Raw genomic sequence first — 17688 nt, forward strand, 5'->3', positions numbered from 1 at the left:
CGGCCCGCGGCACAGCTCACCGACGGTCACCGCAGATTGCCGACATCCGCGTCCGGGAATCCCTCCGGCGGACGCGCCCCACCCCGGATTCAACCAGGTTCCGGGGCCGCGGCGAAGAGAGTAGGTCAGCGGGCGGTACGGGAGGAGAGAGACGGGGAGGAGGAGGGGGACGAGGCCGGAACGGGAGCGGCGAGCAGGCCCGGGGTCGCGAGGTCGGGCGCCATCGACCAGGAGGCCGACACGGCCGGCTGTACATCGGAGAGCGGACGTATCAGCGGCGACATCACGGCGGCGCCGGCCACCACGGGGGCCGTCAGCGTGTGCATCATGTCCTGGCCCAGCGGCGCCGGAGCGGGGATTCCGGGCAGCAGCGGCGCGGACACCTCGGTCGGCCGCACGGGTGCGTCACCGAACGCGCGCTGGCCCTGGGCGAGCAGCGGTCCGGTGGAGCGGCGGCGCTGTGTCTCGGGAGCCGACGCGGTCCCCGAACCGGGGGTGCGCATCGGTGTCACGTTGCTCCCGCCGGAGCCGCCGCGCGCGTCCGCGGTGTCACCGGGCAATCCCGTCGACACTCCGCCGAGCGCGACCGCGGCGAGCGACACCGCGCCGGCCGCGGCGAAGGCGAAGCGCAGGCCACGCGAGGAGGATCTCTCGGCCTCGTGACGGCTGACGTCATGGATACGGAAGCCACGTCCGGCGGACGGCGGCAGCACATCCGCGTGCGGCCCGGCGGGCACGTACCCGAAGGGTTCGCCGCGCACGCCGAAGACTCCGGTCACTCCCGGACCGGAGGGGAGTCTTCCGCCGAATGCTCCCCCGCCGAACGGTGAGCCGTCACCGCCGTCGAAGTCACCTCCCCCCGGCAGTCCCTGGAGACGGGCCAGGAAGCTCTCGGAGGGGGGCGGAGGGGCGACTTCCGCGAAGACGTTCTTCAGTCGGCGCTGGGCGTCCGCCTCGGCCTTGCACTTCGCACAGGTGGCGAGGTGGGCCAGGACGCGCTCGCGCGACTCATGACCGAGCTCCCCGTCCACGAGGGCGGACAGTCGGTCCCCAAGATGCTGGTCGGCAACAAGCCGCTCCGCAGAGTCAGGCCGTGATCCACTCACGCGGTCGCACCCCCTCCTCCCAGCGCGGGAACGCCCGTGATCGCGAAACCGCGGCGCTCGGCACGGGCCTCGGGAGACCGGTGCGAGAGGGCCTTGCGCAGCTGCGAGCGGCCACGGTGGATCCGGCTGCGGACCGTACCGAGCTTGACGCCCAGGGTGGCGGCGATCTCCTCGTACGACAGTCCCTCGATGTCGCAGAGGACGACGGCGGCACGGAACTCAGGCGCGAGGGTGTCCAGCGCCTGTTGGACGTCCGCGTCGAAGTGCGCGTCGTTGAAGACCTGCTGCGGGGAGGGCTCGCGGCTGGGCAGGCGCTCGGCCGCGTCGTCGCCGAGGGCGTCGAAGCGGATGCGCTGCTTTCGGCGCACCATGTCCAGGAAGAGGTTGGTGGTGATGCGGTGCAGCCAGCCCTCGAAGGTGCCGGGCGTGTAGGTCGACAGGGAGCGGAAGACACGGACGAAGACCTCCTGGGTGAGGTCCTCGGCGTCGTGCTGATTTCCCGTCAGGCGGTAGGCGAGCCGGTAGACCCGGCCGCTGTGCGTGCTGACGATCTCCTCCCAGGTGGGCGGAGTCCACGCCTGCGACTCCGCGTCGGTGGTGAACGTCGCGGTCTGCGCGGGGGCAGCAGCATGGAACGTGTCAGCGATGTCGGTCACGGATTTCGGCTCACCCGCCGATCGCAGCAGGCGCCTCAGCACCCGTCCCCGATCCACAGGCGCAGCCGCACCTCCCCTGTCGGCTCTGGTGGTGTCCAGTGGAGCCCCTACCATAGCCACCTCGCCCGTTAGCTCCGGATAAGGGGTTTTACGGGAAATTGATACACGCCCATATGGCTGCGTCAGCACGTGCTCGGCACCTCGCTCCGCCTCCCGCTCCGTGACCTGATCCATACGCTTCCCCCCGGTCTGTTTCCCCATCCTTCTAAACGCCCGGTCCCATCAGCAGGTTCCCGGCACCAACGGATACAGTCACGCCCAGGCAACCACGGGGACAGGAGAGGGTCATTACCGGCAACCGGCAGACGAGCTGGGCGTTCGCCGACGCCTTTGTCGCCGAGGATCAGGCGCTGCGCTGGGCCCGCGACCGGGCCCACGAGGCAGGCCTGCGCTCGGTGTCTCCCGGCACGGGCGCCGCGCTGCGCCTGCTCGCCGCCACGGTGGACGCGAAATCGGTGGCGGAGATCGGGACCGGGACCGGCGTCTCCGGAATTCATCTGCTGCACGGCATGCGGCCGGACGGGGTACTGACCACCGTGGACCCGGAGCCGGACCGCCAGCAGTTCGCCCGCCAGGCCTTCCGCGCGGCGGGCTTCGCGAGCAACCGCGCGCGCTTCATCCCCGGCCGCGCGCTGGACGTGCTCCCCCGGCTCGCGGACGCCGGCTACGACCTCGTCTTCTGCGACGGCGACCGTCTGGAGTGCCTGGACTACCTCGCTGAATCGTTGCGCCTGCTGCGGCCGGGCGGGCTCGTGGCCTTCGAGGGCGTGTTCGCGGACGGCCGCACCATGGACTCGGGCCCGCAGCCGGCGGAGGTCGGCCGGCTGCGCGAGCTGCTGCGCGCGGTGCGGGAGAGCCAGGACCTGGTGCCCTCGCTGCTGCCGGTGGGCGACGGCCTGCTGTGCGCCGTCAAGCGCTGACTGTCACCGCCGGGCCTCCGTCCGACCCGCCCTGCCACCCTCCGAAACCGCTCTGACCTGCACCGACACCAAAAGGTAGCGTCGGCGGGCCGCCCTTGACACACACCTGCCCCGACACCGTTTACGATGCCGGGGCAGGTGAAAAGGTATGGCCGCTTCCGCGTCAGCCGACGACCTTCTTGAGGGCGTCGCCGAGCGCGTCGGCCTCGTCAGGGGTCAGCTCGACGACGAGCCGACCGCCGCCTTCGAGCGGAACGCGCATGACGATGCCCCGCCCCTCCTTTGTCACCTCGAGCGGGCCATCGCCCGTCCGCGGCTTCATGGCCGCCATGCTCGTTCCCCTTCCTGAAACCAGCTCATCGTCGCCGACGGCCCCCTGGAGGGCACGCGCGTCCTCTCATAGGACACACGTCACCGGCATCGAACACATTGCTTCCAGGCCATTATCCCGCATCTCAGGACCCGATGACCAACATCAGTCGGCATCGCTTGCGCAACGCGCTTGAGCAAAACCACTCAATTCGGCGATGTGGCTGCGATACTGCGCCGCCGCATGGACTTTCACGGCTCGGAATTCTTTGACGCAGGTCACATGTCCTGTCCGTTCCCCGGGCCGTGATCTCCGCTCCGTCGTCCTGCATGCTGTCCTCGGACGCAGGGCGTACCGACGGGTACGACGGAGCCGCGACACCGAGGGGACCCATCATGGCCGACACCGTGCTCTACGAGGTGAGCGACGGACTCGCGACGATCACGCTGAACCGTCCCGGGGCGATGAACGCGATGGACACCGGTACGAAGGTCGCCCTGCGGGACGCGGCGCGGAAGGCCGCGGCGGACCCGGAGGTGCGGGCAATCCTGCTCACCGCGGCCGGTGACCGGGCGTTCTGTGTCGGGCAGGACCTCAAGGAGCACATCGGGCTGCTGGCCGCCGACAAGGAGACGGGGTCGAAGCACACGATGAGCACCGTGCGCGAGCACTACAACCCGATCGTGCGCGCCCTGACCGGCGCCGCGAAGCCCGTGGTGGCCGCGGTCAACGGTGTCGCGGCCGGGGCGGGTCTCGGTTTCGCGCTCGCCGCGGACTACCGGATCGTCGCCGACACGGCCGCCTTCAACACGTCGTTCGCCGGGGTGGCGCTGACCGCCGACTCCGGGATCTCCTGGACGCTGCCGCGGGTCGTGGGCCCGGGGCGCGCCGCCGACCTGCTGCTCTTCCCGCGCAGCATCACCGCGCAGGAAGCGTACGAGCTGGGTATCGCGAACCGGGTCGTGCCCGCCGGGGAACTGCGCGCGGAGGCGGAGAAGGTGGCGCGGGCGCTGGCCGCGGGGCCGACGGTCGCGTACGCCGCGCTGAAGGAGGCCGTGGCGTACGGCCTGACCCACTCCCTGGACGAGACGCTGGAGAAGGAGGACGAGCTGCAGACGCGGGCGGGGGCGTCCGAGGACCATCTGATCGCGGTGCAGGCGTTCGTCGACAAGGAGAAGCCCAAGTACTTGGGGCGGTGACGGGTCGCGAACGGGGGCGGGGGGGGGGGGGGGGGGGGGGGCGCCCCCCCCCCCCCGCCCCCGAAGCTGCTACGGGGTGTCCTTGCGCGCGACGCAGTCCACCAGGTGGTCGTCGACCAGGCCGCACGCCTGCATCAGGGCGTACGCCGTCGTCGGGCCCACGAAACGGATGCCGCGCTTCTTGAGGGTCTTGGAGAGGGCGGTCGACTCGGCGGTGACGGCCGGGACGTCGGACAGCCTGGCCGGGGCCGGGCGGGTGTCCGGGTCGGGCGCGAAGGACCAGATCAGCTCGTCGAGCTCGCCGGGCGCCCAGTCGGTCAGCACGCGCGCGTTGGCGACGGTCGCCTCGATCTTCGCGCGGTTGCGGATGATGCCCGCGTCGCCGAGGAGACGCTCCTTGTCGGCGTCCGTGAAGGCGGCCACGGACGCGATCCCGAAGCCGGCGAAGGCGGTCCGGAAGCCCTGCCTGCGGCGCAGGATGGTGATCCAGGACAGGCCCGACTGGAAGGCCTCCAGGCAGAGCCGCTCGTACAGCGCGTCGTCGCCGTGGACCGGTCGGCCCCACTCCTCGTCGTGGTACGACACGTAGTCCTCGGTGGACAGCGCCCAGGGGCAGCGCAGGGCGCCGTCCGGACCGGCGACGGCGTCGCTCAACGCTCCTCGCCCTCGACGTGCTTGTGCAGCGAGGTGGGCCGGGCGGTGTCCGCTCGGGCGCCCGCGAGCGCGGACTCCAGGTCGGCGATCCGGGCGTCGCGCTCCGCGAGCTCGGCGCCGAGGCGGCCGAGGGCGTCGTCCACGTCCGCCATGCGGTAGCCGCGGGCGGCGAGCGGGAACCGCAGGGACTCCACGTCCGCGCGGTTCACCGGCCGGGCGGCGGGCAGTGGAGCGTCCAGCCGGTCGGGCGTCGCCTCGGGCAGGGGCGCGCTCTCGCCGCCGCCCACCACGGCCAGTGTCACCGCGGCGACCACGACGGCGAGCGCGACGACCAGGAACAAGAACATGAACATCGCTGAGGTCCCCACGCTCTGGTGCCGACGCGGTCGCGTCGGCGCGAAAGTACTGAAGCTTGGCGACGGCGGAACCGTCGGACTCCGATCGTGCCATGCGAGTCTGACAGTTAAGGTCGCAGGCGGCTAAGCAGCGGGATTCACAGGGAGAGGTCACAGGGGATGCTCAGGCTGGGGAAGCACGAATTCGACCCGCACGAGCCGGTGATCATGGCCATCGTGAACCGGACCCCGGACTCCTTCTACGACCAGGGAGCCACCTTCCACGACGAGCCGGCGCTCGCCCGGGTGGAACAGGCGATCGCCGAGGGGGCCGCGATCATCGACATCGGCGGGGTCAAGGCCGGTCCCGGCGAGGAGGTCACCGCCGAGGAGGAGGCCCGTCGTACGGTCGGCTTCGTCGCCGAGGTCCGACGCCGCTTCCCCGACGTGATCATCAGCGTCGACACCTGGCGGCACGAGGTCGGCGAGGCGGTCTGCGAGGCGGGGGCGGATCTGCTCAACGACGCGTGGGGCGGGGTGGATCCGCGGCTCGCGGAGGTCGCGGCGCGGTACGGGGTGGGGCTGGTGTGCACGCATGCCGGGGGTGCGCAGCCGCGGACGCGTCCGCACCGGATCGCGTACGACGACGTCATGGCCGACATTCTGGGCGTGACCGTCGGGCTGGCCGAGCGGGCCGTGTCGCTGGGGGTCGCGCGGGAGTCGGTGCTGATCGATCCCGGGCACGACTTCGGGAAGAACACTCGGCACAGTCTGGAAGCGACGCGGAGGCTGGGCGAGATGGTCGGGACGGGCTGGCCGGTGCTCGTCTCGCTCTCCAACAAGGACTTCGTCGGTGAGACGCTCGACAGGCCTGTCAAGGAGCGGGTGGTGGGGACGCTGGCGACGACCGCCGTCTCGGCGTGGCTGGGTGCGCAGGTGTACCGCGTCCACGAGGTCGCGGAGACGCGGCAGGTGCTCGACATGGTGGCGTCGATCGCGGGCCACCGGCCGCCGGCGGTCGCCCGCCGCGGCCTGGCCTAGGGCCGCGGCAGGCGGCGTTCGCCCCCTCCCCGGGGCTCCGTCCCGGACCCTACCCGGGGGCTCGGGCCCCCAGGTACGGATGCCGGGCGCCCCCCGGGGTCAGCGGCCCGCCTCCTTCGACACCAGGGCCACCGCCTCCTCCACCTCGTCCGTGAGGTGGAACAGAAGGAGGTCCTTCTCGGAGGCCTTGCCCTGGGCGATGAGGGTGTTCTTGAGCCAGTCGACGAGCCCGCCCCAGTACTCCGTCCCGAAGAGGACGATCGGGAAGCGGGTCACCTTCTGGGTCTGGACGAGGGTGAGGGCCTCGAAGAGTTCGTCGAGGGTGCCGAGCCCGCCGGGCAGCACCACGAACCCTTGGGCATATTTAACAAACATCATTTTTCGGACGAAGAAATATCGGAAGTTCAGCCCGATATCGACGTACTGGTTGAGCCCCTGCTCGAAGGGAAGCTCGATGCCGAGGCCGACGGAGATGCCCTTGGCCTCGCACGCACCCTTGTTGGCGGCCTCCATCGCGCCGGGCCCACCCCCCGTGATGACGGCGAACCCGGCTTCGACCAGCCCCCGTCCGAGCGCGACACCCGCCTCGTACTCGGGAGAGTCCACCGGCGTCCGGGCGGAGCCGAACACGCTGATGGCGGCGGGGAGTTCGGCGAGCGTGCCGAAGCCTTCGATGAATTCCGACTGGATGCGCAGGACCCGCCAGGGGTCGGTGTGCACCCAGTCCGAGGGCCCGCCGGCGTCCAGCAGCCGCTGGTCCGTGGTGCTCGCCTGGACCTGGCCCCGCCTGCGCAGCACCGGACCCAGCCGCTGCTCCTCCGGTGGCCGCTTCTTGCCCTCGGGGTTGCCAGTAGCCATGTGCGCTCCCTCCGCTTGCAATTGTTCAGCCCCAGGGTAGATCTCAGGGGGTTACGGAGGGGGGACATGCGCATGTCCGCCGCGCACCGTGGTGGTGCGCCCCCGCGTCAGGAGGTCAGCCAGGCCCGCAGCCGCTCCTCGGCCTCGGGGACGGCCGAGGCCCGTACCCGCTCGTCCTCCTTGTGCGCGAGCAGCGGGGCGCCGGGTCCGTAGTTCACCGCGGGCACCCCGAGCGCGCTGAAGCGGGCGACGTCCGTCCAGCCGAACTTGGGGCGGGCCTCGCCGCCGACGGCCGCCATGAAGGCCGCGGCCGCGGGGTGGGTCAGGCCGGGGCGGGCTCCGCCGGTGTGGTCGTCGACGACGAACTCGTCCACGCCGCAGTCCGCGAAGTACTCGCGCACGAAGGCCTCCGCCTCCGCCTCGGTGCGGTCCGGCGCGTAGCGGAAGTTGACGACGACGGTGCAGGCGTCGGGGATGACGTTGGTGGCCACGCCGCCCTCGATACGGACGGCGTTGAGGCCCTCGTGGAAGCGGAGGCCGTCCACGACCGGCGTGCGCGGCTCGTACGCGGCGAGCTTCGCCAGGATCGGGGCCGCCGCGTGGATCGCGTTGGAACCCATCCAGGCGCGCGCGGAGTGCGCCCGCTCCCCCTTGGTCCGCAGGAACATCCTGAGCGTGCCCTGGCAGCCGCCCTCCACCTCCCCGTCCGTCGGCTCCAGGAGGATCGCGAAGTCGCCCTCCAGCCAGTCGGGATGGGCCTCCGCCACATGCTTCAGGCCGTTCAAGTGGGCGGCGACCTCTTCGTTGTCGTAGAAGACGAAGGTGAGGTCGCGATTGGGGGCGGGGACCGTGGCCGCGATCCTCAGCTGTACCGCCACACCCGACTTCATGTCGCAGGTGCCGCAGCCCCACAGGACGCCGTCCTCGTCGAGCCGGGAGGGCACGTTGCCCGCGATGGGCACGGTGTCGATGTGACCGGCGAGGATCACGCGCTCGGGCCGCCCCAGGTTCGTCCGTGCCACGACGTTGTTGCCGTACCGGTCGACCGTGAGGTGCGGCAGCGCCCGCAGAGCGTCCTCGACGGCGTCCGCGAGGGGCTTCTCGCTGCCGCTCTCGGAGGGGAAGTCGACGAGCCGCGCGGTGAGCTCGGCGGCGTCGAGCGTGAGGTCAAGTGGGGTGTCGGCCATGTCCCCGACCCTAGCGCCCCGCCCCGTGGACACCAGGAGTCGTGGTTCGCGTCACGGTTGTCCACAACCTCACGCGCCGTCAACAGAGTCCTCCAGTACCTTGTACGTCGTGCCAGAGTCGTCCCCCACTCCCACCCGGCGCGGTCGCCTCCTTCGTTTCGGAGCGGCCGTCGCGGTCCTGTTCGCGCTCGCGGGCTATCTCGCCGTGCAGTACCTCACGGGAGGAGCCGGTGAGCCGCGCTGCCGGGTCGTCTCCGGCGAGGGCGACGACGCGTCGTACGAGTTCACACCCGAGCAGGCGGTGAACGCGGCGACGATCTCGGCGGTCGGCACCTCCCGCCGCCTGCCCGAGCGCGCGGTGGCCATCGCGCTGGCGACCGCGCTCCAGGAATCGAATCTGCGCAACATCCAGCACGGCGACCGGGATTCGCTCGGCCTGTTCCAGCAGCGGCCCTCGCAGGGCTGGGGCACGACGAAAGAGATCATGGACCCGACGTACGCGGCCGGCGTGTTCTACGAGCACCTGGCCAAGGTGCCGGACTACACACGGCTGCCTCTCACCGTCGCCGCGCAGCGTGTGCAGCGCAGCGGCTATCCGCAGGCGTACGCGAAGCACGAGCCGGACGCCACGATGCTGGCCGCGGCCCTCACCGGTCGCGCGGCGGCCACGCTGACCTGTGAGGGGCGTCCCGGGACGACGCCGATCGGAGGGCCGGACTCGGTGCGTGCCGCCCTCGTGCGCGACTTCGGGCACGAGGTGCTCCAGGAGGCGGGTGCCGACATCTCCGCCCAGGGCGACTCCTCCGCGCCGGACGGCACGGCGTCGTCACCGCCCGCGGCGGCGTCCGGACCGGCGTCGGCACCGGCGTCGGGTTCCCCTTCTTCGACCGTGTCCGCGCGGACCGTCACCGTGCCCGTGCGCAAGGACGACTCCCCCGGGACCGGTGTGCGCGGCTGGGAGCTGGCGCACTGGGCCGTGGCCAACTCCTCGGCGCTGCACATCGAGCGGGTGTCCTACGCGGGGCGGGAGTGGACGGCCGGGCGCAGAGAGGGCGAGTGGCTCAGGTCCGGCACCCAGGGTGCCCCGGCGGCGAAGGAGGCCGCCACCGAGGTCCGTATCGTCACCGCGCAGTAGTACGGAGCGTCACCCTCCGGAGGGACGCGTGGCAGCGCCGGGCACCGGGATGAGCGGGTTTTCGCGCGAGGGTGCCCGAATCCGTCGGATCCCTTGCGGACAAAGGGCCGCAAGGATTCAGCAGACTATCCGGCCAGGTGTTTTTTGCCCGTTTTTATCCACAGCCGATAATGCGACGCATTACCAATTCTTTGCGTCGGGTCACCGCAACCTTCGCGGGCTTCGAGCGGTAGTCACTGCGTCCGAGCCCGGAACGATCACGGCTCGACCGGCAGCCGGCCGGTCGGAGGCCGGCCGTCAACTCCCGGGCGCGATCGGACACTTCACCGTTCCCTCCCGCCTTAGGAGCATCATGTCCCTCCCCCTGACCCGCCGGATCGCCCGTGCCGCGCTGCTCATCGCGGCGGGAGCGGCGCCCGTGGTCGGTGCGGCCGGCTCCGCCGGCGCGGCGACCGGACTGCCGGCCACTCCCGACCTCGGTGGGCTCACCGCCCTGGACGGGGCGCACGTCGCCAACACGGTCGACGGTGCGACCCAGAACGTCACCGGGCTGGCGGGCACGGCCGGCGGCCACGCGGTCAAGAAGGCCGTGCCGGCCGCGGGCAGGACCGGCGGCAAGGTCGCCAAGACGGCGACGCCGGCCGCGCACAAGGCGGCCGGAACCATGGCGGGGCAGGCCGGGGGCCTGCTCGGTGACACCGCGAAGACGGCGACGGGCGGCGGCCTGCCGACCGACGCCGTGACCAAGGGCGGCCTGCCGACGGGACAGCTGCCCCTGAAGGGCCTGCCGCTCGGCTGACATCACCGTCCGTACGACCGCGGTACGGCGGAGGGACCCGGGAGGTTTCCCGGGTCCCTCCGCCGTATCCGCTACAGGCCCTGGAGGCGTTCCACCGCGGCGGCGACCCGCTCGTCCGTCGCCGTCAGGGCCACGCGTACGAACCTGTCGCCCGCCGGGCCGTAGAAGTCGCCCGGGGCGACGAGGACGCCGAGCCGCGCCAGACGGGCCACGGTGTCCCAGCAGGACTCGTCGCGGGTGGCCCAGAGGTAGAGGCTCGCCTCGCTGTGCTCGATGCGGAAGCCGTGGCGCAGCAGGGCCTCGCGCAGGACGACACGGCGCTTGGCGTAGCGCTCACGCTGTTCGCGCACATGGGTGTCGTCCGACAGGGCGGCGACCACGGCGGCCTGGGTCGGCGCGGACGTCATCATGCCGCCGTGCTTGCGGATCTCGAGAAGCTCGCCGAGGACGGCGGGGTCACCGGCGAGGAACGCGGCGCGGTAGCCGGCCAGGTTCGAGCGCTTCGAGAGCGAGTGGACCGCGACGATCCCCTCGTACGAGCCGCCGCACACGTCCGGGTGCAGGACCGAGACCGGGTCGGCCTCCCAGCCCAGTTCGAGGTAGCACTCGTCGGAGAGGACGAGGACGCCGTGCTCGCGGGCCCAGGCGACGATCCGGGTGAGTTCGGATGCGGAGAGCACCCTGCCGGTCGGGTTCGACGGCGAGTTCAGCCACAGGAGCTTGAGGTCCGTGGGATCCAGCTCGGTGGGGTCCTCGTAGGCGACGTGGTCCGCGCGGGCCAGGCGCGCGCCGACCTCGTACGTCGGGTACGCCAGGCGCGGGTAGGCGACCTTGTCGCCGGGGCCGAGGCCCAGCTGGGTCGGGAGCCAGGCGACCAGTTCCTTGGAACCGACGACCGGCAGCACGTGGTGGTGGGTGACCCCGCGGGCCCCGAGCCGTCGCTCCACCCAGGCCGTGAGCGCGTCCCGCAGTCCGGGGGTGCCCCACACCGTGGGATAGCCCGGCGAGTCCGCGGCCGCGACCAGGGCCTTCTGGATCAGCTCGGGCACGGGGTCGACCGGGGTGCCGACGGAGAGGTCGACGATGCCGCCCGGGTGAGCGGCGGCGGTCGCCTTGTAGGGCTCCAGCTTGTCCCAGGGAAACGCGGGAAGCCGGTCGGAGACTGCGGACACGGGATCGGGCTCACTTTCTCGTACGGACGACCACCCGTACGTGTGACGGTCACGGACTGCCACGGCAAACGCCTCGGTCCCGTACGGCGGTGAGGCCGTACGGGACCGAGGCGGCGCGTGTGCGGGCCGCTTACTGGTTCTGCGGCGGCAGCGCTGCGATGAAGGGGTGGTCGCGCTCGATCAGACCGAGCTTGCTGGCGCCGCCGGGCGAGCCGAGTTCGTCGAAGAACTCGACGTTCGCCTTGTAGTAGTCCTTCCACTCTTCCGGAGTGTCGTCTTCGTAGAAGATCGCCTCGACCGGGCACACCGGCTCACAGGCTCCGCAGTCGACGCATTCGTCCGGGTGGATGTACAAGGACCGGGAGCCCTCGTAGATGCAGTCGACCGGGCACTCCTCGATGCACGCCTTGTCCTTGACGTCGACACAAGGCTGCGCGATGACGTAGGTCACGCTGTCGTTCCTCCTCGATAGGGCGCTGGCGGGCCTGCGTAGGCTCCGCCGCCTGGCGCGCGGGAGCGCGGCGTCGTCGATGCCCGCACCTAGTATCTCCGTTCCGGGGCATGATCCGAACAGGAGGGGTGAACTGACCTGTGGAAATCTCTGCGGCCGGACGGCTCAAGGTCCATATCACCACTGCTGACGTGGGCAAACGCGTCTCTGTTCGGCAGTTGATCGAAGATGGCGGTGCGGGTGAGAAGTTCACCGACACGGTAGGCGTTCTCACATCATGGGACGACGGCGTACTGCTGATCACACGACGCGGCGGGGAGAGTGCCCGGATTCCGGAGTCGGCGCTGGTGGCGGGCAAGGTCGCCCCGGCCGCCCCGGCGCGTCGCCGCGGGCCCGCGGCCTCGTACGAGGAGCTGGCGCGGGTCGCCGCGCGGGCCTGGCGGCCGGTGGAGAGCGAACGTCTCGGGGACTGGGAGCTGCGGGCGGCCTCCGGTTTCACCCGGCGCGCGAACTCCGTGCTGCCGCTCGGCGAGCCCGGCGTACCGCTGGACGAGGCGCTGACCCTGGTACGCGACTGGTACGCGGCCCGTGGGCTGCCCGCGCGTGTGCAGACCGCGACCGGTGCCGAGGGCACGCAGGAAGCGCTGTGCGCGGAGCTGGAGGCGCGTGGCTGGACGCGTGAGGTGACGGCCGGGCTGTGGATCGGCCCGCTGGCACCCCTCGCCGACCGCGCGGCCCCCGACGTCGTCCTGTCCCGCACCGCGGACGCCGCGTGGCTGGGCCGGTATCAGCGCAAGGGGCTCGGCGACATCGCCCTGAAGGTGCTGGGAGGCGGGCCCTCGGTGTGGTTCGCGACGGTTCCGGGCGCGGCCGGTGAGGCGCCGGCCGCGATCGGGAGATGCGTCGTGGACGGGCGGTGGGCCGGTTTCGCGGCCGTCGAGGTCGATCCGGCGCACCGTCGGCGGGGCCTCGCCACCACCGTCATGGCCGCGCTGGCCGGCCGGGCCCTGGAGGAGGGCGCCTCGGCGGCCTGGCTCCAGGTGGAGTCGGACAACACGGGAGCACGGGCGCTGTACACCGGCCTGGGCTTCGCCCCGCATCACGCGTACCACCACTACCGCGCACCACGGACACCCGACGAGCCCGGCCGGCCCACCGGGACCGGACCCGACGACACGCCCGGCCGCCTCAGCGGGACCGGTGCCGACGACACGCCCACCGCCGCACGGGGCTCCGGACCCGGCGGCGCGCACGACGCCCCGGGCGGTCCCGGGACGGACCGCTCGCACGGCGCACCCCCCGTGGACGGCGGCGGCCGCTCCGCGTCGGCGTGACGGGGGGCGAGGCCGCCATGGGTTCTCCGCGACCGCCGGAGCCGGAGCGTGCCGCGGAGGTGCGGCGCCTGTTCGCCGAGGAGGCGCGGTCCGAGCGGCCGGATCTGGCGCTGCTGTGTCTGCTGGTGGGGGCCGCGGCGGACGGCGAGCTGGACGAGGCGGGCATCGACGCGGCGCAGATCGAGCTGGACGAGTTGGCCGGACAGCTGCCGTTCCGGCCCGGCGGACCACGCTCCTGGGCCACGGCGCTGGCCGAACTGCTCGGCGAGCGCCGCGGGTTCCGGGGCTCCCCCGGCGACTACCAGCGGCTCGAGTCGTCGCTGCTGCACCAGGTGCTGCGGCGCCGCCGGGGGCTGCCCATCCTGCTGTCCGTGGTGTGGGTGGAGGTGGCCAGGAGGGCCGGTGCCCCGGTGTACGGGGTCGCCCTGCCCGGGCACTTCGTGGTGGGCTTCGGACCGCCCGGGGAGCAGGTGCTCGCCGATCCCTTCGACGGTGGCCGGGTGCTGAGCGGCCCGGACGCCGAACTGCTCGTGCAGGGGGCCACCGGTGCGCCCCTGGAGCCGTCGATGCTGGGGCCCGCCGATCCGCTCGACGTGGTCGTGCGGGTCCTGAACAACGTCCGGGCGTGGGCGGCCGTGCGGCCGGAGCGGTCGGATGTGGCCCTGTGGGCCGTCGAGTTGTGCCTGCTGATGCCCTCGCACCCGGCGCGGCTGCGCTACGAGCGGGCGCAACTCCTGGTGCAGCGGGGGGACTTCCTCGCGGGCGCGGCGGAACTGGACGCGTACGCGGAGGTCGTGACCGCGGTGGATCCGCCGACCGCGGAGCGGGTTCGGGGGCAGGCCCGGGCGGCGCGGGCGATGCTCAACTGAGGCAGCCGCGAAGGCGCCGACCGGACCTAGAGCCAGCCCTTCTCCCGCGCGATCCGCACCGCCTCCGCGCGGTTGCGGACCGCGAGTTTCTGGATCGCCGTGGAGAGGTAGTTGCGGACCGTGCCCTGGGAGAGGTGCAGGGCCTTGGCGAGCTCCGCGTTCGTGGAACCGTCGGCCGCCGCGCGCAGCACCTCGCGCTCACGGTCGGTCAGCGGGTTGGCGCCCTCGGCGAGCGCCGCGGCCGCGAGGCCGGGGTCGATGACGCGCTCACCGGCGAGCACCTTGCGTACAGCCGCGGCGAGTTGGGCCGCCGGGGCGTCCTTGACCAGGAAGGCGTCGGCGCCGGACTCCATGGCGCTGCGCAGATAGCCGGGACGTCCGAAGGTGGTGAGGATGAGCAGCTTGATGCCGGGGAGTTCCCGGTGGACCTCGGCCGCGGCCTCGATGCCCGTCTTTCCCGGCATCTCGATGTCGAGGAGCGCCACGTCGACGTCGTTCGCGCGTGCCGCGGCCAGCACCTCGTCGCCGCGCGCCACCTGGGCGACCACCTCGATGTCCGGTTCGAGACCCAGCAGGGCCGCCAGCGCCTCGCGGACCATCGACTGGTCCTCGGCGAGCAGGACCTTGATCGTGCGGCTCATGCACCGGATCCTACGGGGTGTCCCCCGGCGTCGGCAGGGGTCTCGGCCGGCACCCGGGCGACCAGCCGGAAGCCCCGGCGCACCCCGCCCGCCTCCAGCGTCCCGCCGGCCTTCTCCAGACGTTCGGTCAGCCCCGTGAGCCCGTTTCCGGGGCCGTCGCCGGAACCGCCCGACCCGTCGTCCTCCACGACCAGTTCGAGCACCGGGCCGTCCAGCGTCTGGCGGCGCACGAGTTCCACCGCGCAGCGTCGGGCCCCGCTGTGCCGGACGACGTTGGTGATCGCCTCGCGCAGCGCCCAGGCCAGCGCGGACTCGCTCTCCTCGGCGACGCCCGCGGCGCCGAGGACACCGGCGAGGTCCTGTTCGGCCGGCAGGTCCGCCGTGACGCCGGCTGCCGTCAACGCGACCTGGGCGCCCGCGAGTTCGCCGGACAGCCGGGGCCTGCGGTAGCCGGTGACCGCCTCACGCACGTCGACCAGGGCCTGCCGGCTAACCTGTTCGATGTCGGCGACCTGCTGGGCCGCCTCCTCGGGCCGGCCGGGAAGCATCCGTCCGGCCAGCTCGCTCTTGAGCGTGATGAGCGACAGCGAGTGGCCGAGCAGGTCGTGCAGGTCCCTGGCGAGCCGCAGCCGCTCCTCGTTCGCGGCCAGTTGGGCGACCGTCGCGCGGGCCTCGCGCAACGCGATCGTCGTGCGGACCAGTTCGCGTACGCCGGTCATCGCGAACCCGCCGAGGAAGGCCGGGATGAGCAGCCCCGCCAGATACGCCTTGCCGCCCGGGACGGCCAGCGCGATCGCCGTCAGCAGGGCCGACACGGCCGGGATGGCCCAGCGGGACATCCGCAGCGGGAGCACGGCGCCGGAGGCGATCGAGACGTACACGAACAGGACGAGCCACTCCCGCCCGAGGCTGAGGGCGAGGAGGCCGGACTGGGCCGCCAGTACCACCAGCGAGCCCAGCACCAGGGGGGTGGCCTCGCCGCGGCCGGTACGGAAGACGAGCATCCCGTACCAGGCGACGAAGACGACCAGGCCGATCCAGCCGAGCACGACGACGCCGGTGCTGTGGCCGCCGTGCACCAGGTCGCTGACGGGCGCGCTCAGATAGACGAGCCAGATGCCCGTCCACACGGCCTTGACCAACCGTTGCCTGTGGTTCCGCGGGGGTTGCCCGATGCCGACGCTGCTCACGCTTTCAGCGTGTCCTTCCGGTACAGCCAGGCCGCGCCGCCCGCGAAGAGGAGGAAGGACACGGCGAGGATGGCGAGGTCCTTCGCGTGCGGGGCGTCGCCCAGCTCGATCGACCGCCCGAGGGCAGCGTACGCGTGGGTCGGCAGCCAGGACGCGATCTTCTGCAGCCAGTCGGGGAATGTGGTGGTGGGCATCCACAGACCGCCGAGCACCGACAGTCCGAAGTACAGGATCATCGTGATCGGGCGGACGGCGTCACCGCTCGCCAGATAGCCGACCGCCACGCCGAGCGCGGCGAAGACGAGGCTGCCGGCCCAGATCGCGCCGGTGAGGGCGAGCCACTGCCAGGCGTCCAGCCGTACGTGCTTCACGGCGGCGGCGACCGCGAAGACGACCACGATCGACGGCAGGCTGATGACGGCGGCGCTGGCGGTCTTCGCCAGTACATAGCCACGGCCGGGCAGCGTGGTGAGCCTGAGCTGCCGTACCCAGCCGCTCTCGCGCTCCTTGGCGATCCGTTCGCTGTTGCCCATCAGGACGGCCGTCAGGGCGCCGAAGGAGGCCATGGAGACCATGAAGAAGGTCGGCAGGGTGAGCCCGGTGCCGTCGACCTTGGTGGTGTCGTCGGCGCTGCCCGCGATCAGCAGGAACAGGGCCGAGGGGTAGACCACCGAGAAGAACAGGAACTTCTTGTTGCGCAGGGCCCGGGTGATTTCGAGACGGATGAGGCTGTTCACTGCGACTTCGCCTCCTCGGCGGCGGTGATGGCGACGAAGGCCTGCTCCAGGCCGAGTCCGGCGACTTCGAGGTTGCGGGGGTGGAGACCGAGCCCGTAGATCGCGTGCACGGTCGCGTCGGCGTCGGAGGACTGGATGCGGACGGTGTGCCCGGAGACGTCGATCGTCGTCAGGAAGGGAAGGGCCCGCAGCGCGGTCTCGTCGACGGGGTCTGCCAGGTCGAAGGCGATCCGGCGGGCGCCGGCCTTCGCCTTGATCTCGGCGGCGGTGCCGTCGGCGAGCAGCCGGCCCCGGTGCAGCACGAGCACCCGGTCGGCGATGGCGTCGGCCTCTTCCAGGTAGTGCGTGGCGAACAGCACGGTCCGGCCCTGTTCGGCCTGTTCGCGCATGGTGGCCCAGAAGGCCTGGCGGGCGGAGACGTCCATGCCCGTGGTGGGTTCGTCGAGGACGATCAGATCGTTGGCCCCGGCGGTGGCGAGCGCGAAGCGGACGCGCTGTTCCTGGCCGCCGGAGAGCTTGTTGACCTTGCGGTCGGCGATCTGCGAGATACCCGCGCGGGCCAGCACCTCGGTGACCCTGTACGGCTTCGGGTGCAACTGGCAGGCGAGCTTGACCAGTTCGACGACCGTCACCTCGTCCATCAGGCCGCCGCTCTGCAGCATGGCGCCCACCCGGCCGCCGACGATCGCCTCACGGGGGCTGGTGCCGAACACCCGGACGGTGCCGCTGTCGGCGTGCTTGAGGCCGAGGAGCAGGTCCAGGGTGGTCGACTTGCCCGCGCCGTTCGGCCCCAGCAGGGCGACGGTCTCCCCCGGGTGCAGGTCGAGCGTGAGCCCGTCCACGGCGCGCACACCGCCGTACGTCTTGGTCACCTGGTCGAATCCGACCACCGGGGTGGTGGGCGGTGCCGCTGTCGTTGTCATGCCGACCATGGTGGCCGCGGGGGCCCGTTGCCCGGCAGTGTCGGCGGTCCCGAGTGCCGGATGACAGATGTCATACGGACCGGGTGACCGGCCCGGCGACGGACCACGTGA

Annotated in this window: 20 protein-coding genes; 7 read left to right on the forward strand and 13 right to left on the reverse strand. The window is 72.0% G+C overall.

Annotated elements, in window-relative coordinates:
• Nucleotides 1–125: 125 nt before the first annotated feature.
• Together ABZV34_RS02240 and sigE are read right to left on the reverse strand one after the other, a co-directional pair.
• On the reverse strand, nucleotides 126–1106 hold the full coding sequence (locus ABZV34_RS02240; protein WP_356270566.1) for an anti-sigma factor: 981 nt from the start codon (nucleotides 1104–1106) through the stop codon (nucleotides 126–128).
• On the reverse strand, nucleotides 1103–1804 hold the full coding sequence (gene sigE / locus ABZV34_RS02245) for an RNA polymerase sigma factor SigE (RefSeq protein WP_168530085.1): 702 nt from the start codon (nucleotides 1802–1804) through the stop codon (nucleotides 1103–1105). The genes ABZV34_RS02240 and sigE overlap by 4 nt, the downstream gene beginning before the upstream one ends.
• Before the next feature lie 239 nt (nucleotides 1805–2043).
• Between sigE and ABZV34_RS02250 the strand changes: the two genes are divergently transcribed.
• Complete coding sequence (locus ABZV34_RS02250; RefSeq protein ID WP_356270735.1) at nucleotides 2044–2742, forward strand: O-methyltransferase; 699 nt, start codon at nucleotides 2044–2046, stop codon at nucleotides 2740–2742.
• 163 nt (nucleotides 2743–2905) lie between these two features.
• Here ABZV34_RS02250 and ABZV34_RS02255 read toward each other — a convergent pair whose 3' ends face one another.
• On the reverse strand, nucleotides 2906–3073 hold the full coding sequence (locus tag ABZV34_RS02255; protein ID WP_003966491.1) for a DUF3117 domain-containing protein: 168 nt from the start codon (nucleotides 3071–3073) through the stop codon (nucleotides 2906–2908).
• 374 nt (nucleotides 3074–3447) lie between these two features.
• Between ABZV34_RS02255 and ABZV34_RS02260 the strand changes: the two genes are divergently transcribed.
• Complete coding sequence (locus tag ABZV34_RS02260; RefSeq protein WP_356270567.1) at nucleotides 3448–4251, forward strand: enoyl-CoA hydratase-related protein; 804 nt, start codon at nucleotides 3448–3450, stop codon at nucleotides 4249–4251.
• Nucleotides 4252–4320: 69 nt separating this feature from the next.
• On the opposite strand, the gene ABZV34_RS02265 is transcribed toward ABZV34_RS02260, so the two are convergent.
• The gene (locus tag ABZV34_RS02265) at nucleotides 4321–4905 is read right to left on the reverse strand and encodes a DNA-3-methyladenine glycosylase I (protein ID WP_356270569.1); all 585 of its coding nucleotides are present in this window, start codon (nucleotides 4903–4905) and stop codon (nucleotides 4321–4323) included.
• The gene (locus ABZV34_RS02270) at nucleotides 4902–5258 is read right to left on the reverse strand and encodes a DivIVA domain-containing protein (protein WP_356270571.1); all 357 of its coding nucleotides are present in this window, start codon (nucleotides 5256–5258) and stop codon (nucleotides 4902–4904) included. The genes ABZV34_RS02265 and ABZV34_RS02270 overlap by 4 nt, the downstream gene beginning before the upstream one ends.
• A gap of 162 nt (nucleotides 5259–5420) precedes the next feature.
• Between ABZV34_RS02270 and folP the strand changes: the two genes are divergently transcribed.
• Complete coding sequence (folP, locus tag ABZV34_RS02275; RefSeq protein ID WP_153288779.1) at nucleotides 5421–6281, forward strand: dihydropteroate synthase; 861 nt, start codon at nucleotides 5421–5423, stop codon at nucleotides 6279–6281.
• 99 nt (nucleotides 6282–6380) lie between these two features.
• Here folP and ABZV34_RS02280 read toward each other — a convergent pair whose 3' ends face one another.
• Nucleotides 6381–7139 (reverse strand): TIGR00730 family Rossman fold protein, encoded by a 759-nt coding sequence (locus ABZV34_RS02280; protein WP_168530080.1) that lies wholly within the window; start codon nucleotides 7137–7139, stop codon nucleotides 6381–6383.
• A gap of 107 nt (nucleotides 7140–7246) precedes the next feature.
• The gene (gene dapE, locus ABZV34_RS02285) at nucleotides 7247–8326 is read right to left on the reverse strand and encodes a succinyl-diaminopimelate desuccinylase (RefSeq protein ID WP_356270573.1); all 1080 of its coding nucleotides are present in this window, start codon (nucleotides 8324–8326) and stop codon (nucleotides 7247–7249) included.
• A 109-nt stretch (nucleotides 8327–8435) separates the two neighbouring features.
• Here dapE and ABZV34_RS02290 point away from each other — a divergent pair, with 109 nt between their 5' ends.
• Both ABZV34_RS02290 and ABZV34_RS02295 read left to right on the forward strand, forming a co-directional pair.
• Nucleotides 8436–9461 carry a heavy metal transporter gene (locus ABZV34_RS02290; protein WP_356270575.1) on the forward strand — a complete coding sequence of 342 codons (1026 nt, stop codon included), beginning with the start codon at nucleotides 8436–8438 and terminating at the stop codon, nucleotides 9459–9461.
• Nucleotides 9462–9813: 352 nt separating this feature from the next.
• Nucleotides 9814–10260 carry an ATP-binding protein gene (locus ABZV34_RS02295; protein WP_356270577.1) on the forward strand — a complete coding sequence of 149 codons (447 nt, stop codon included), beginning with the start codon at nucleotides 9814–9816 and terminating at the stop codon, nucleotides 10258–10260.
• A gap of 71 nt (nucleotides 10261–10331) precedes the next feature.
• Here ABZV34_RS02295 and ABZV34_RS02300 read toward each other — a convergent pair whose 3' ends face one another.
• Nucleotides 10332–11432: a bifunctional succinyldiaminopimelate transaminase/glutamate-prephenate aminotransferase gene (locus tag ABZV34_RS02300; protein WP_356270579.1), complete on the reverse strand. Its 1101-nt coding sequence runs from the start codon at nucleotides 11430–11432 to the stop codon at nucleotides 10332–10334.
• Between the two features lie 130 nt (nucleotides 11433–11562).
• Nucleotides 11563–11883 (reverse strand): ferredoxin, encoded by a 321-nt coding sequence (gene fdxA, locus ABZV34_RS02305; protein ID WP_018089397.1) that lies wholly within the window; start codon nucleotides 11881–11883, stop codon nucleotides 11563–11565.
• Between the two features lie 140 nt (nucleotides 11884–12023).
• Between fdxA and ABZV34_RS02310 the strand changes: the two genes are divergently transcribed.
• Together ABZV34_RS02310 and ABZV34_RS02315 are read left to right on the forward strand one after the other, a co-directional pair.
• Nucleotides 12024–13217, forward strand: coding sequence for a GNAT family N-acetyltransferase (locus tag ABZV34_RS02310; protein ID WP_356270581.1), 1194 nt, complete (start codon nucleotides 12024–12026; stop codon nucleotides 13215–13217).
• 17 nt (nucleotides 13218–13234) lie between these two features.
• Complete coding sequence (locus ABZV34_RS02315; RefSeq protein WP_356270583.1) at nucleotides 13235–14086, forward strand: transglutaminase-like domain-containing protein; 852 nt, start codon at nucleotides 13235–13237, stop codon at nucleotides 14084–14086.
• A 26-nt stretch (nucleotides 14087–14112) separates the two neighbouring features.
• On the opposite strand, the gene ABZV34_RS02320 is transcribed toward ABZV34_RS02315, so the two are convergent.
• The 4 genes from ABZV34_RS02320 to ABZV34_RS02335 are packed head-to-tail and all read right to left on the reverse strand — an operon-like array spanning nucleotide 14113 to nucleotide 17577.
• Nucleotides 14113–14727, reverse strand: coding sequence for a response regulator transcription factor (locus tag ABZV34_RS02320; RefSeq protein WP_356270585.1), 615 nt, complete (start codon nucleotides 14725–14727; stop codon nucleotides 14113–14115).
• Nucleotides 14724–15917: a histidine kinase gene (locus tag ABZV34_RS02325; RefSeq protein ID WP_356270586.1), complete on the reverse strand. Its 1194-nt coding sequence runs from the start codon at nucleotides 15915–15917 to the stop codon at nucleotides 14724–14726. Before ABZV34_RS02325 ends, ABZV34_RS02320 begins: the two co-directional genes overlap by 4 nt.
• Nucleotides 15914–16654 (reverse strand): ABC transporter permease, encoded by a 741-nt coding sequence (locus ABZV34_RS02330; RefSeq protein ID WP_356270588.1) that lies wholly within the window; start codon nucleotides 16652–16654, stop codon nucleotides 15914–15916. Before ABZV34_RS02330 ends, ABZV34_RS02325 begins: the two co-directional genes overlap by 4 nt.
• Nucleotides 16651–17577, reverse strand: a complete 927-nt coding sequence (locus ABZV34_RS02335; protein ID WP_356270590.1) for an ABC transporter ATP-binding protein — start codon at nucleotides 17575–17577, stop codon at nucleotides 16651–16653. The genes ABZV34_RS02330 and ABZV34_RS02335 overlap by 4 nt, the downstream gene beginning before the upstream one ends.
• Nucleotides 17578–17688: the final 111 nt, after the last annotated feature.

The sequence above is a fragment of the Streptomyces sp. NPDC005195 genome (assembly GCF_040608315.1).
In the GTDB taxonomy this organism is placed as follows: domain Bacteria; phylum Actinomycetota; class Actinomycetes; order Streptomycetales; family Streptomycetaceae; genus Streptomyces; species Streptomyces kaempferi.